Source organism: Streptomyces sp. NPDC048584, from assembly GCF_043199595.1.
GTDB classification, from domain to species: Bacteria; Actinomycetota; Actinomycetes; order Streptomycetales; family Streptomycetaceae; genus Streptomyces; species Streptomyces edwardsiae.
The window spans coordinates 247,423-261,339 of sequence record NZ_JBICWF010000005.1 but is presented as its reverse complement, the minus strand read 5'-3'; the positions used below and the strand labels follow the sequence as shown (position 1 = coordinate 261,339).

The window sequence follows — 13,917 nt, the reverse complement described above, 5'->3', positions numbered from 1 at the left end:
CCACGGGCGACGGCCGCCGGGCCGCGTGCTAGCGTCACGAAACGGGCAAGCAGACGGGATACGGGGAGTGCCTTCAGGTGGCCACAGCGGAGCCGACACGCGCCGACGACGCCGAACCGGACCCGGGCTCCGGCCCGCGAATACCGCCGCCCGCGAGCGGGCGGTCCGGGACGCCGCGGCCGCCCGAGGCCGCTGACCGCGTTCACGGCCGCCTCATGACCGCCGTCCTCGCCGTCCGCGCCCGCATGCTGCGGCATCCGGTGCTGTCCGTGACCGCGCTCTCCGGCGTCCTGCACATCGTCTGGTTCTTCACGTCCGCGAACAGTGGCGGCGATCTCGCCGCGCAGGACGCGTGGGCCGAGTTCGTCGGCCGGCACCCGGACTCCGCGTACAACCTCGCCTGGTACGGCGGTATGCACCCGGTGTCGTACAGCGTGGTGTCGCCGTATCTGATGTCGGTCCTCGGGGTGCGGACCACGATGATGATCGCGGGCACCGTGTCGGCGGGCCTGCTGACCCTGGTGCTGATGCGCAGCCGGTCGGTGCGCAACCCCCTGTGGGCGGCCCTCGCGGGCGTCTTCGCGCTGCTGTGCAACGCGGCCTCGGGCCGGGTGACGTACGGGCTCGGCACGATGTTCGCGCTGGGCGCGGTCGCCGTCGTCTTCTGCTGGCCGTACCGCTGGCGCTACAAGCGCTGGGCGAAGGCCCTGTGCGCGGCCCCGCTGGCGGCGCTCGCCACGATGGCCTCGCCGGTCGCCGGTCTGTTCGTGGGCCTGGTCGCGGTGGCCCTGTTCCTGCAGAAGCGGCGGCCGGGCGCGTGGGCGCTGGGGCTCGCGCCCACCGCCGTGGTGGCGGTCTCGGCGTGGCTCTTCCCGTTCTCGGGGACCCAGCCGATGGGCATCGGCTCGGTGATCCTGCCGCTGCTGTACTCGGTCCTGGTGTACGTCCTGGTCCCCGCGGACTGGAAGACCGTACGGATCACGTCCGCCGTGTACGGGCTGGGGATCGTGCTGGTCTGGCTGATCAGCTCGCAGATCGGGTCGAACATGACCCGGCTGTCGATGCTGTTCGGCGGGGTGGCGCTGGTGGCGGCGCTGCCGTTCACCGTGCCGAAGTCCCGCAAGTGGTACGCGGTCGTCGTCGCGATCGTCGGCTTCACCGGGTGGATCGGCTTCAAGTCGGTCGACGACGTCGTGCACACCACGCCCCGCGCGTCCTGGGCGCGCGAACTGGCGCCGCTGGTGAACGAGCTCCAGGAGGTCGGCGCCGAGCGGGGCCGGGTGGAGGTCGTCCCCGCCGCCTCGCACCGTGAGGCCTCCGCCCTCGCCCCGTACGTCAACCTCGCCCGGGGCTGGAACCGGCAGGCCGACATGCAGCGCAACCCGCTCTTCTACGACGACACCCTCAACTCGGCGAACTACAACGAGTGGCTGAAGCGCTGGGGCGTGCACTTCGTCGTGCTGCCGAAGGACGAGCCGGACGGTGACGGCGGCCAGCGGGAGCGGGAGCTGGTGCAGCGCGGGCTGCCGTATCTGGAGCAGATCTGGGGCGACGCCAACTGGCAGCTGTTCGCGGTGAAGGACCCGGCGCCGCTGGCGGAGCCGAACACGGTCGTGGAGCGGGCCGAGCAGGGCGAGTGGACGCTGCGGGTGGAGAAGGCGGGCCGGATCCTGATCCGGGTCCCGTACTCGCCGTGGCTGGGCCTCGTCGACGCCGACGGCACACCGCTGGACCCTCCGCAGGAGACACAGGAGTCCGAGGACCGGCCGGAGGGCGAGCCGAAGACGTACGAGAACGTCCACGGCTGCCTGCTGGAGACGGAGGAGGACGCGGACGGCGACACCTGGACGACGCTGCTCGCGCCCGAGCCGGGGACATACCGCCTGGCGGCTCCGTACAAGTGGGGGGAGCGGGGCACTCCCTGCCCCGACGAGCTGCGCTGACCCCGCCGCCGTTCATGTCGATGAACGGAGGTCAGCTAGTCGAACATCTTTACCTCCCCTTGACCCTCCGCTTTCTTGTCATGATCACGCCACCACCCCCACGATGAGCGGGCACTTCGCGGACTTCCTCGTCCCTACCCCGCTCAGGCGAAGTGCCAACCAGCTGAGTGGAGTTCACAAGGCGGACCCTGGAAGGGGGGCCATGAACGGTCTCGACTGGGCGGTGCTCATCGGCTACTTCGCCGTGATGGTCGGCATCGGTGTCTGGTCGCACAAGCGGGTGGACAACGTCAGCGACTTCTTCACGGCCGGCGGCAAGATGCCCTGGTGGCTCTCCGGCATCTCCCACCACATGTCGGGGTACAGCGCGGTGATGTTCACCGGCTACGCCGGCATCGCCTACACCTACGGCGTGACGTCCTTCGTCACCTGGTCGTTCCCCATCGCCTTCGGCATCGCCATCGGGTCGAAGCTGTTCGCGCCGCGGATCAACCGGCTGCGCTCCCGGCTCCATGTGGCCTCACCGCTGGAGTACCTGAAGAACCGCTACGACCTGAAGACACAGCAGGCGCTGGCCTGGTCCGGCATGCTGCTGAAGATCGTGGACGTGGGCGCGAAGTGGGCGGCCATCGCCACCCTGCTGGCGGTGTTCACCGGCGTCTCCCTCAACCAGGGCATCCTCATCACCGGTGTCGTCACGGCGATCTACTGCACCATCGGCGGCCTGTGGGCGGACGCGCTGACCGAGCTGGGCCAGTTCATCATCCAACTGCTGGCCGGTATCGCGATGTTCATTGCGGTGGTGGCCGAACTCGGCGATCACGGCGGCTTCTTCGGCGCCTGGGACGAGCCCGAGCTCCAGGGCCACGGGGAGCCGCTGGTCGGGCCGTACGGCACGATCTTCCTGCTGGCGTTCCTGTTCATCAAGCTGTTCGAGTACAACGGCGGCATGCTCAACCAGGCCCAGCGCTACATGGCCACGCACAACGCCCGCGAGGCGGAGCGCTCGGCGCGGCTGTCGGCGGTGCTGTGGCTGGTCTGGCCGGTGATCCTGTTCTTCCCGATGTGGATGTCACCCCTGCTGGTGGAGTCCCAGAAGCCGGACGGCTCCGACTCCTACGCCCTGATGACCGAGCAGTTGCTGCCGCACGGTCTGCTGGGGCTCGTCATCGTCGGCTTCTTCTCCCACACGATGGCCATGTGCTCCTCCGACGCCAACGCCATCGCGGCCGTCTTCACCCGTGATGTGGCGCCGGTGCTGTCGCAGAAGGCGCGGCTGTGGGGCGACCGGTCGGGCCTGATCGCGGCGCGCGTGACGACGGTGGTCTTCCTCGGCCTGTCCATGGCGGTGGCCACGCAGGTCAACTCGCCCGCCTTCAAGGACATCATCACGGTCGTCATCAAGTGGGTGGCCGGGCTGATGGGGCCGATCGCGATCCCGATGATGCTGGGGCTGCTGCGGCCGTTCCGCCGCTCCGGGCCCACGGCGGCGCTGACGAGCTGGGGGCTGGGGCTGCTGGCGTTCTGGCTGGTGAACTACCCGATCAACTGGGCGGTGGACGGCGGGGTGCCGCTGGAGTACCAGGTGTCGATTCCGCTGGCGGTGTCGTTGGTGCTGTATGTGGTGATCGGGTATGTGAAGCCGGAGGACACGCCGGAGCGGATGGCGATCATCGAGCGGGTGAACACGGACGACGACTCGTCCGCGGCGGCGGTTCCGGCTGCCGCGCCGGTGGGGGATCAGGGATAGTTCTTCGCCCCCGCCGCCCCTTCCCGTCCCGAAACCGGGGCTCCGCCCCGGACCCCGCTCCTCAAACGCCGGAGGGGCTGAATTCAGCTCCTCCGGCGTGGGACCGCTCACGCGCCGCCCCGCGGGTACCGCGCCAGCCATGCCGGCGACGCACCCGCGGGGCCGTGCAGCGCGGCGCCCTGCGTCATCTCCATCGCGAAGTCGTCGGCCAGCTCCAGCACCGTCGGACGACCCTCCAGCTCCGCCAGCCACCCCGGCGGCAAAGCCGTCTCCCCGTGCAACGCCCCCAGCAACCCCCCGGTCAACGCCCCCGCCACCGCACTCGGCCCGTCATGGTTCACCGCCAGACACAACCCCTGCCGCACGTCCTCCCCCACCAGCGCGCAGTACACGGCGGCGGCGAGCACTCCCTCCGCCGTCGCGTTCCCGACCAGCTCCGTGACCCGTTCCGGTGTCGGCATCCCCTGCCGTACCGCCCCCAGCGCACGCTGGAGCGCGTCCGACACCGGCTGGTGTCCCGGCCGTGAGGCCAGCAGCGCGAGCGCCCGCTGCACCGCCGTGTCCAGGGTCTCGCCCCGCGCCAGCGTGTGCACGATCACCGCGTACGCGCCCGCCGCCCCGTACGCCACCGGATGCCCGTGCGTCTGCGCCGCGCACTCCACGGCGAGCTGGACGACGAGCTGCGGCTCCCAGCCGACGAGCAGCCCGAACGGCGCGGACCGGGCGGCGGCCTCCGGCCCGGCCTCACCGGGGTTCTTGGGCGCCGAAGGCGTCCCCATGGTGTCGTCGCCGAGCCCGAGCAGGAGGGTGCGGACGGGCTCCCGGCGGGCGTACAGCCACTCCTCGCGGGCCAGCCAGCCGTCGTCCTTGCGCCGCTCGTCCGGCCCCCAGTCCCGCTGGGTGGCGGCCCAGCGCAGATACGCCCGGTGCAGATCGGTCGGCGGATGCCAGGCGCCGGTGTCGCGCCGTACCTGGGCGCGGATCAGACCGTCCACGGTGAAGAGGGTGAGCTGGGTGTGGTGGGTGACGGCGCCGCGCCGGCCGTAGGCGGTGGCGAGCCCGGTGAGGCCCTCCTGGCCGTGCGCCTCCCGTATCGCTGCGGTCGTCAGGGTGTCGACGGGCGCGCCCAGCGCGTCCCCCAGGGCGGCCCCGAGCAGCGTTCCGCGCACCCGGCTGCGGAAGTCCTGCTGCTCGCCGCGCCCCCACACGGCCCCGGCGCCACCGCTCACCACGACCTCCCGGCACACCGTCCGCACGTACGACGCCCAGCACTGTAATCGAACGGGGACGGTCGGTTCAGGGGGTGATTCGGTACGCGGAGTGTAAGGAATGTGAACCGGGTGACCGAAAAGAACCGGTCGGTGGGATTTCAGCCCTGGTGGTGCCGTACGACGATGTCCCGCTGGGTGCGTGCCCAGGTGTAGGAGGGGTCGAGCTCCAGGGCGCGGTCCAGGTCGGACAGGGCGTCGGCGGGGCGGCCGAGGTTGAAGCGGGACACGCCCCGGCTCGCGTACGCCGACCGGTACCCGGGATCGAGGGCGAGGGCGAGGTCGTAGGCGCCGAGTGCCTCCTCGTCGCGTCCGGCGGCACGGAGCGCGTCGCCGCGTTCGCAGTGCGCCCAGGGCGAGTCGGGCTGGAGGGCGACGGCCCGGTCCAGGTCGGCGAGCCGGCGTCCGGCCTCGCCGAGTTCCCGCCAGACCCGGGCGCGGCGGATGAGGGCCCAGCCGTAGTCGGGGTCGAGTTCCAGGGCGCGGTCGAGGGCGATGAGCGCGGCGGCGGGGGCGCCGAGGGCGAGACGGGTGGCGCCGAGGGAGGCCCAGGCGTAGGCGTGTCCGGGGGTGAGGGTGACGGCCTCGCGCAGGTCCCGGATCGCCGCCGAGTGCAGCCCGAGGACGCGGTGGTACTCGCCGCTCAGGGCGCGGAAGCCGGCATTCCGGGGAGCCAGGCGGATCGCCTGCCGCAGGTGGGTGACGGCGGCCCGGTAGTCGCCGCGGGTGGCGGCGAGGACGGCTCGGTCCCGGTGCAGCCGGGCCGCGAGCGAGGGGGAGAGCACGGCGCCGAGGCCGATGTCGCCGGTCACCGGGACCGGCGGCTCCTCGTGGGCGACACACTCGTCCGCCGTGACCGGGTGGGCGCCCTGATCCACGCCTGTGACGGCCCCCGGCCACGGGCTCCCCAGCAGATCGGCGTCGTCGTGGCTGACCGCCCGCGGCCCGGGGCGGGCCCTGGAGGCGAGGCCACCGGGTGCCCGGTGACCGGCGGACGGTACGGGCACCTGGTCCAGCATCCGGTCCAGTACGGCTCCCGGGCCGCCCCGCGCGAGCGCCTCGGACAGCTCCCGCCACCAGCCGGTCACCATCGCCCAGTCCGCGTCCCGGCCCGCGTCCCCGAGCAGCCGCACCCACCGCTCGGCCACGGGCCCGCCCTGCTCGCACGCCTCGGCCAGGTCCCGGATCACCGTCCCCGGCGCCCGCGTGTCACGGGCGCACAGCAGGTGGTACGACTCGGCCAGCCGCAGTTCCCGCCACTCCCGGTCCGCCCACAGCTCACCGGAGTCCCGCCCGCCCTCGCTCTCCTCACGCCAGCGGCGGAACGTCCCGGCCAGCCGCAGATGCCGTTCGGCCCAGCCGCGCGGTGAGCGGGTGCGCTGCCAGCGCAGCATCGGGGCGCGGACGACGTCGTGGTAGCGCAGTCGCGCCGCGCGCCCGTCGGTGAACGCCAGTCCGCCCAGCCAGTCGTACAGTTCGTCGCGCTGGTCCTCCGGACAGTCGGCGGCCGCGCGGAACACGTCCGCGTCCAGCCAGCGCGGCAGCGCGCCCCAGACGGCGGCGGCCCGGCGGGCGGGGTCCCGCTCCCACTTCAGGAACCGGTCCAGCGCGGTCGCGCTCGGGTCGGGGATGTCGTCGGGTGCGGTGGGCCGGGTGCCGGCAAGGGTGGAGAGCAGGACCGGGAGGCCGCCGGTGAGCCGCAGGACCTCGGTGACGACCGGCTCGGCGGTGACGCCCCGGTCGGCGAGCAGGCTGCGTGCCTCCGCGTCGGTGAAGGGGGCGAGCGGTACGACGGTCACGAGGTCGGAGAGGCCGCCCCACACGGCGGTGTCGAAGGGGTGCTGGCCGGCGGTCACGATCACGACGTTGGCGGGCAGGGCGCCGTAGCGGTCGGTCGTCATGAGGTCGTGCAGCCAGCGGTCGAGGAACGGGCCGGTGCGCTCGTACGTGTCGAAGAACAGGACGATCCACGGCACGGAGGAGGCGGCGCCCGCGAGTTCCTCCGTCAGCGCCGGGGTGAGGACGCTCTCCGGGGAGACCACGAGCCGCACGTCCTCGTGGCTGCGGAAGCGTGCGCCGAGGCCGGCCCGCAACCGGTCGGCACCCTGGGCGAGTTGGGCGGGATCGACGGCGGTGGTGAACGCGCCGACGCCCGGGATCAGCCCGAGTCCGGCCAACCCGGCCCGCGCGAGCGCCAGACCTCCGGCCGAGGGCCCGCCCTCCGGCTCCGGGTCGAGCGCGGCGAGCGCGGCCAGTTCCGCCTCGTGCCGCCGCTCGCGGTGGGCGACCAGCAGCTTCTCCAACTCCTTGAAACGCAGCCCCTGATCGGCGGCCTGACGGCAGATCGCGGCCAGCGCCTCCGGCACCCCGCCCGCGCTCTCGTCGACGTACGCCGTCAACGCGCCCCGCTCACGCGCCATCTGCTCGAACTCCCGGACCAGGAAGGTCTTCCCGACGCCCGCGTCGCCGTGCACATGGAACAGGAACCGATGCCGGTCGTCGTCGGGCGGAAGGTCGAAGTTGCCCCGGAACACCTCGCGTTCGGCACTGCGGGCCACCAGTCCCGCGCGCCGGCGCGCCTGGACGATCTGCTGCATCGACAGCCGTGCCTGCGCCACGCGTACGTCCCCTCACCGAGTCCCGACGCCCTCATTCTGGCCCAACTCCCCCGGGTAGGGGCCGTCGTACAGGGAATGGAACCGCCATGCCCACCACAACCTCACGCGGCGCACTGTCCCTCGCCGCGACGCTGCTCACCGCCTCGGTCGCCCTCTACATGGCGCTGGTCGCCTTCGGCAACATCACGGACTTCGGGACGAACCGGGACTTCGTACGCCATGTCCTCGCGATGGACACCACGTTCAAGGACGACGACCTGATGTGGCGCGCGATCACGAACGAGGCCTTACAGGACACCGCGTACGTGGTGATCATCATCTGGGAGACCGCCTCCGCCCTGCTCCTGATCCACGGCACCTGGCTCTGGACCCGCCCCGACCACGCCCACGCCCGCCGCGTCTCCACCTACGGCCTGCTGATGGTCATGCTCCTGTTCGGCGCCGGCTTCATGGCGATCGGCGGCGAATGGTTCGCGATGTGGCAGTCGGAGAACTGGAACGGCCTGGACGCGGCCCTCCGTGTCCTCGTCCTCAGCGGAGTGGTCCTCCTGATCAACCACCTGCCGGATCGACCGGTCGGGCCGTCCGGACACCTCACCGATTGACTTCGGAATACGTTCCGAAGTACCGTCGAGACGTGCCCACTCCCACAGTCGCCTTTTCCGAACTTTCGAAGAATTCGAAGCAGGTCGCCGCGACACTCGACCGGGCTCAGCGTGTGCACATCACACGTCGCGACGGCGAGGATCTCTACCTGACGACCGCACGCCATGACCAGCAGCGCGAGGAGACCGCGGACATCACCGCCCGCCTCCTCGCCGCCCTCGTACGCAGCGATGCCGGCGAGCGGGCCATACTGCGCGCGCTGCCGTCAGTCTTCCCGTGGGTTCGTCATTTGTCGGCGGAGGAATTGAAGGAGTTCGTCGTCGAACTGATTGACGCCACTCACGACGCAGCCCAACTGGACGTCCACGGCAACCTCCACCGCATCATCGTCGAATGGCGCGCCACGGCCCGTATCCTCGCCGATCCCGAACTCACGGCACACCTCACCCGCCGTCTGCCGGACGAGGACCACGGCGAGGTGACGGCGCCGTGACCCCAAAACGCGGTGACGACGTCGCCCCGCCGCCGGTGGACGGGGAATGGCGGCTGCGGTTCTCGACGAACGAGGCAGCGAAAGGGTGGGGCGAACTGGGTGCCGACGCTCCGGGGAACACGCGCCGCTGCTTTGAAGCCCTGCGCCGTGACCCGTTGTCCCGGGCGGACCCCGACCGTCAGCACAGGCTCCGTGGCCGGCTGGCCACGGGAGCCCTCGGCGGGCAGGAGTACCCGCAGTGGGAGTACGAGGTGACCGCGGGCGGCCGTGTCCGCTACCTCGTCGACGAGGCACGCCACATCGTGCACTTCGTGTACGCGTCCACTCGTCACCCGAAGGACACCGAGTAGCACATCACGGCGGTCCTACCGCGCGCCCGACGCCGCTACTCGACGACCCGGACCGTCGTGCCCGCCGAGCCGAAGGTCCACAGGGCGCGGCCGTCGGGCTTGCCCACGCGTATGCCGCCCGTCTGCGTGTCCGGGGCGGCGGGGGCGGGGGAGGTGCCGTCGACCGCGTTGGAGAAGGCGACCCAGACGCCGGACTTCTGGGCGAAGTACATGATGTGCTCGACCGGGACGCCGTCGCTGCCGGTGGTGGCCTCGGTGCGGTTGCCGATCGTGTACGTGCCGGGGTCCGGGGAGACCGTGCCCGGCCACACCACGAAGGAGCGGCGGGCGGCGTCGCTGTCGTCCACCAGCCAGACCCGCTTGTCGCCGAGGGAGTAGACGATCCGGCGGCCCGTGCCCGAGTCGGCGGGTACGGCCACCGGCTTCTTCTCCGTCTCCGGCGGTTTGGCGGACGGCTTCGCGTCCGCCGGCGCGGAGGCACCGGGCGGGGTCGTGGCGGCGGTGGGTTTCGTCCCCTGGTCCGCCTGGACGGCCAGGACCACGACCGCGGCGATCGCCGCCGTGGTCAGCCCGGTCACCCAGGCCCACGAAGGAAGACGGGCAGGCACCGGTACGCATCTCCTCAGCTACAGGTCCCGACCGAAGGCCACGGCACCCGATCGAACGCGGTTCGGATCATCCTACTGCCGCGCCGGTGGTGCCCCCCGCCCGATTCAGTCCAGTACCGGCAGCAGCTCCGGCAGGTGCCCGTCCGAGGCCCGGGCCGCCCGGCGGCGCTCCTCCGGGACCTCGCCGTACAGGGTCGTCCGGGGCCTGGCGGGGCGTCCGGCGGACTCCGCCACCGCGATCAGGTCCTGGACCGACTTGTAGGAGCCGTAGGAGGAACCCGCCATCCGGGAGATCGTCTCCTCCATGAGCGTGCCGCCGAGGTCGTTGGCCCCGGAGCGGAGCATCTCCGCCGCCCCCTCCGAGCCGAGTTTCACCCAGCTCGTCTGGATGTTGGGGATGTACGGGTGGAGGAGGAGGCGGGCCATCGCCGTCACCGCGCGGTTGTCCCGCGAAGTGGGACCGGGGCGGGCGATCCCGGCGAGGTAGACCGGCGCGTTGGTGTGGATGAAGGGGAGCGTCACGAACTCCGTGAACCCGCCCGTGCGCCGCTGGATCCCGGCGAGGGTGCGCAGATGGCCGAGCCAGTGACGGGGCTGGTCGACATGGCCGTACATCATGGTGGACGAGGAGCGCAGGCCCAGTTCGTGCGCCGTCTCGATCACCTCGATCCAGGTCGCCGCCGGCAGTTTGCCCTTGGTGAGGATCCAGCGGACCTCGTCGTCGAGGATCTCGGCCGCCGTGCCGGGGATGGAGTCGAGGCCGGCCTCCTTCGCCGCCGTGAGCCACTCCCGGATCGACAGGCCGGTGCGGCTCGCGCCGTTGACGACCTCCATCGGGGAGAAGGCGTGCACATGCATGCCGGGGACGCGGTCCTTCACCGCCCGCGCGATGTCGAAGTAGGCGGTGCCCGGCAGGTCCGGGTGGATGCCGCCCTGCATGCAGACCTCGACCGCGCCCACGTCCCACGCCTGCGCGGCCCGGTCGGCGACCTGGTCGAGGGAGAGCGTGTACGCGTCCGCGTCCGTACGGCGCTGGGCGAAGGCGCAGAAGCGGCAGCCGGTGTAGCAGACGTTGGTGAAGTTGATGTTGCGGGTGACGATGTACGTCACCTCGTCACCGACCGCGGACTTCCGCACATCGTCCGCCACCCGGCACAGCGCGTCCAGCGCGGGCCCGTCCGCGTGCAGCAGTGCCAGCGCCTCGGCGTCGGTGAGCTTCACCGGGTCGTCGGCGGCCGTGCGCAGCGCCTCGCGCACGTCGGTGTCGATGCGCTCCGGCACCATGCCGGGGGCGGCGGCCTCCCGCAGGGCGTCCCAGTCGCCGTACACCTCGTCGAAGTCGTCGCGGCGGTCGGCCGTACGGCCCTCTGTGTCGATGGTGCGGTGCAGATCGGTGCGGCCGCTCGCGGTGAACGCCTCGTCCGGCTCCTGCCACGGCAGCCCCTGCGGGAGCGCTCCGGGACGGGCCAGACCCGTCTCCGGGTCGGCGAGCGCGGCCACGTGCGGGCGCAGCCGCGGGTCCAGCCAGGGCTCACCGCGCCGTACGAACTCCGGGTAGACGCAGAGACGTTCCCGCAGGGTGAAGCCGACGGCCTCGGAGTGGGCGGCCAGTTCCTCGATCCGCGGCCAGGGCCGCTCGGGGTTGACGTGGTCGATGGTGAGCGGGGAGACCCCGCCCCAGTCGTCGATGCCGGCCGCGATCAGCCGCCCGTACTCGGAGTCGACCAGGTTCGGCGGTGCCTGGAGGCAGGCGGACGGGCCGAGGACCAGCCGGGCGACGGCGACCGTGGCGACGAGTTCGTCCAGTTCCGCGTCCGGCATGCCGCGCATCGCGGTGTCCGGCTTGGCGCGGAAGTTCTGGATGATCAGTTCCTGGATGCCGTGGTGCGCGCGGGCGGTCTTCCGCAGCGCGAACAGGGACTGGGCCCGCTCCTCGTACGTCTCGCCGATGCCGATGAGGATCCCGGAGGTGAAGGGGACCGAGGAGCGGCCCGCGTCCTCCAGCACCCGCAGCCGTACGGCCGGTTCCTTGTCCGGGGAGCCGTGGTGCGGGCCGCCGGGCTCGGACCACAGGCGGGTCGCCGTGGTCTCCAGCATCATGCCCATGGACGGTGCGACGGGCTTGAGCCGCTGGAAGTCCGTCCACGTCATGACGCCCGGGTTGAGGTGCGGGAGGAGGCCCGTCTCCTCCAGGATCCGGATGGAGACGGCCCGTACGTAGGCGATCGTGTCGTCGTAGCCGTGCGCGTCGAGCCACTCGCGTGCCTCGGGCCAGCGGTCCTCGGGCTTGTCGCCGAGGGTGATGAGGGCTTCCTTGCAGCCGGCGGCGGCGCCCTTGCGGGCGATGTCCAGCACCTCGTCCGGCGACATGAACATCCCGTGCCCGGCCCGGCGCAGCTTGCCGGGCACGGTGACGAACGTGCAGTAGTGGCACTTGTCCCGGCACAGCCGGGTCAGCGGGATGAAGACGCTCTTCGAGTACGTGATGACACCGGGCCGCCCCGCCGCCTCGAGCCCCGCGTCCCGCACCCGGCCGGCCGTCGCGGAGAGGTCGTCCAGGTGCGCGCCGCGCGCCTGGAGGAGGACCGCCGCCTCGGAGACGTCCAGGGAGACGCCGTCCCGGGCGCGTCGGAGCGCGCGCCGCAGCGCGTTCTCGGTGGGGCCGCCGGTTCCGGTGGTCACGGAAGTCGTCATTCTCTGAGCATACGTTCGCGGTGATCAGAGCCCTCGGGCGTCCGCATCAGGCCCCCTCCGCCGCCACGAACGGCTGCACCTCGTCCAGCGCGCGCAGCACCCCCGCCTCCCCCTCCGGTGGCAGCTGCACCACGACCTCCTCGACGCCCAGCTCCGCGAAGTGCGCCAGCTTGCCCGCGCTGGGACGCACGGCGTACGGCACGACCTGGAGGGCGCCGGGCTCACGGCCCGCGTCGGCCCAGGCCGCCCGCAGCACGGGCAGCGCCTCCGTGAGCCCGCGCCCGCCGATCGGCAGCCAGCCGTCGGCGAACTCGCAGATGTGCGCGAACAGCTTCGGTCCCGCCGCCCCGCCGACCAGGGTGCGCGGTCCGGCCACCGGCCCGCGCGGCTTCCGCACCGGCTTCGGGTAGGCGAGGCTGGCCCGTACGCTCCCGAACTCTCCCTCGTACGCCGTCGGTTCCTCCGCCCACAGCGCCCGCATCAGCCCCATCCGGTCCCGTACGAGATCGCGCCGGGTGCGCCACTCGACGCCGTGGTCGGCGGCCTCCTCCACGTTCCAGCCGTAGCCGAGGCCGAGGGTGAGCCGGCCCCCGGAGAGGTGGTCCAGGGTCGCGGCCTGCTTGGCCAGATCGATCGGGTCGTGCTGCGCGACGAGCGTGATGCCCGTGCCGAGCCCCAGCCGCTCGGTGACGGCGGCGGCCTGGCCGAGCGCGACGAAGGGGTCCAGCGTCCTGCCGTACTCGCGCGGCAGCTCCCCGCCCGCCGGGTACGGGGTGGTCCGGTCGACGGGGATGTGCGTGTGCTCCGGCAGATACAGCCCGGCGAACCCGCGCTGCTCCAGCTCCCGGGCGAGCCGGACCGGGGTGATCGTCTCGTCGGTGAGGAAGATCGTGACGGCGATGCGCATGAGCGGCCTTTCGTACGCGGACGACGTCCCCATCAATACCCGCGCGGACCCGGTCTGTCCATACCGACCGGTCGGCATCGGCCGGACGCGCCCTCGAAGCCGCCGGTTCCGTGGTGGAGGGGCGCACCACACCGTCGTACGGCGCCCACGTACGCGCCGAGGTGCGGCACCACACCTCCGCCGGACGTCGCCGGGGGCCCTGGCCGGTTTCACCGACCCGGTCCTCCTCGGCCGCCGGTAGGCTCGACGCACGATGACTCCTCGGACCTCTCGCGCCGAACGCAAGTACCGGGCGGCCACGGCCTTTCAGCGCCGCATCGGGAACCCCGTCCTGCGCCGGCTGCCGTTCCAGACCCTGCTGGAGACCACCGGCCGGGTCTCCGGCCTGCCCCGCCGGACACCGGTGGGCGGGCGGCTGGACGGGGGCTCGTTCTGGCTGGTGTCGGAGTTCGGCGAACGGTCGCAGTACATCCGCAACATCAAGGCGGACCCCCGGGTACGGGTGCGCGTCCGGGGCCGCTGGCACACCGGCACCGCCCAACTGCTCCCGGACGACGACCCGGTGGCCAGGCTGCGTACCCTGCCGCGCTTCAACGGCGTCGCCGTACGCGCCTTCGGGGCGGGGCTGCTGACGGTACGGGTCGATCTGGACGACTGAGGACGAACGTGTGTGGGCTCGG

11 protein-coding genes are annotated in these 13,917 nt (G+C 72.2%); 6 read left to right on the top strand and 5 right to left on the bottom strand.

The features are described from left to right. The first annotated feature begins 77 nt into the window (after positions 1-77). Both ACGFR9_RS13850 and ACGFR9_RS13845 read left to right on the top strand, forming a co-directional pair. The gene (locus ACGFR9_RS13850) at positions 78-1,943 is read left to right on the top strand and encodes an MFS transporter (RefSeq protein WP_393206977.1); all 1,866 of its coding nucleotides are present in this window, start codon (positions 78-80) and stop codon (positions 1,941-1,943) included. Between the two features lie 202 nt (positions 1,944-2,145). Continuing rightward, entirely contained in the window at positions 2,146-3,693 is a 1,548-nt protein-coding gene (locus ACGFR9_RS13845) for a sodium:solute symporter family protein (RefSeq protein WP_393206974.1), read from the top strand. A 107-nt stretch (positions 3,694-3,800) separates the two neighbouring features. On the opposite strand, the gene ACGFR9_RS13840 is transcribed toward ACGFR9_RS13845, so the two are convergent. Both ACGFR9_RS13840 and ACGFR9_RS13835 read right to left on the bottom strand, forming a co-directional pair. After that, entirely contained in the window at positions 3,801-4,922 is a 1,122-nt protein-coding gene (locus ACGFR9_RS13840; protein ID WP_393206971.1) for an ADP-ribosylglycohydrolase family protein, read from the bottom strand. Positions 4,923-5,062: 140 nt separating this feature from the next. After that, complete coding sequence (locus ACGFR9_RS13835) at positions 5,063-7,579, bottom strand: tetratricopeptide repeat protein (RefSeq protein ID WP_393206968.1); 2,517 nt, start codon at positions 7,577-7,579, stop codon at positions 5,063-5,065. 86 nt (positions 7,580-7,665) lie between these two features. On the opposite strand from ACGFR9_RS13835, the gene ACGFR9_RS13830 reads away from it, so the two are divergent. From ACGFR9_RS13830 to ACGFR9_RS13820, 3 genes are read left to right on the top strand one after another with little or no spacing between them, the layout of a single operon-like run. After that, complete coding sequence (locus tag ACGFR9_RS13830) at positions 7,666-8,184, top strand: DUF2165 domain-containing protein (protein WP_393206965.1); 519 nt, start codon at positions 7,666-7,668, stop codon at positions 8,182-8,184. A gap of 32 nt (positions 8,185-8,216) precedes the next feature. Beyond that, on the top strand, positions 8,217-8,678 hold the full coding sequence (locus ACGFR9_RS13825; protein ID WP_393206962.1) for a prevent-host-death family protein: 462 nt from the start codon (positions 8,217-8,219) through the stop codon (positions 8,676-8,678). Continuing rightward, positions 8,675-9,028, top strand: a complete 354-nt coding sequence (locus tag ACGFR9_RS13820; protein ID WP_393206959.1) for a hypothetical protein — start codon at positions 8,675-8,677, stop codon at positions 9,026-9,028. The genes ACGFR9_RS13825 and ACGFR9_RS13820 overlap by 4 nt, the downstream gene beginning before the upstream one ends. 35 nt (positions 9,029-9,063) lie before the next feature. On the opposite strand, the gene ACGFR9_RS13815 is transcribed toward ACGFR9_RS13820, so the two are convergent. The 3 genes from ACGFR9_RS13815 to ACGFR9_RS13805 all read right to left on the bottom strand — a co-directional run bounded on the left by ACGFR9_RS13815 (position 9,064) and on the right by ACGFR9_RS13805 (position 13,237). Beyond that, positions 9,064-9,636 carry a hypothetical protein gene (locus ACGFR9_RS13815; protein ID WP_311643650.1) on the bottom strand — a complete coding sequence of 191 codons (573 nt, stop codon included), beginning with the start codon at positions 9,634-9,636 and terminating at the stop codon, positions 9,064-9,066. Between the two features lie 105 nt (positions 9,637-9,741). Further along, positions 9,742-12,330 carry a bifunctional FO biosynthesis protein CofGH gene (locus ACGFR9_RS13810; protein ID WP_393206955.1) on the bottom strand — a complete coding sequence of 863 codons (2,589 nt, stop codon included), beginning with the start codon at positions 12,328-12,330 and terminating at the stop codon, positions 9,742-9,744. 46 nt (positions 12,331-12,376) lie between these two features. Continuing rightward, positions 12,377-13,237: an LLM class F420-dependent oxidoreductase gene (locus tag ACGFR9_RS13805; RefSeq protein ID WP_393206952.1), complete on the bottom strand. Its 861-nt coding sequence runs from the start codon at positions 13,235-13,237 to the stop codon at positions 12,377-12,379. A 253-nt stretch (positions 13,238-13,490) separates the two neighbouring features. Between ACGFR9_RS13805 and ACGFR9_RS13800 the strand changes: the two genes are divergently transcribed. Continuing rightward, a complete protein-coding gene (locus tag ACGFR9_RS13800) occupies positions 13,491-13,895 on the top strand; it encodes a nitroreductase/quinone reductase family protein (protein WP_393206949.1) in 405 nt (134 codons plus the stop codon). Positions 13,896-13,917 lie beyond the last annotated feature (22 nt).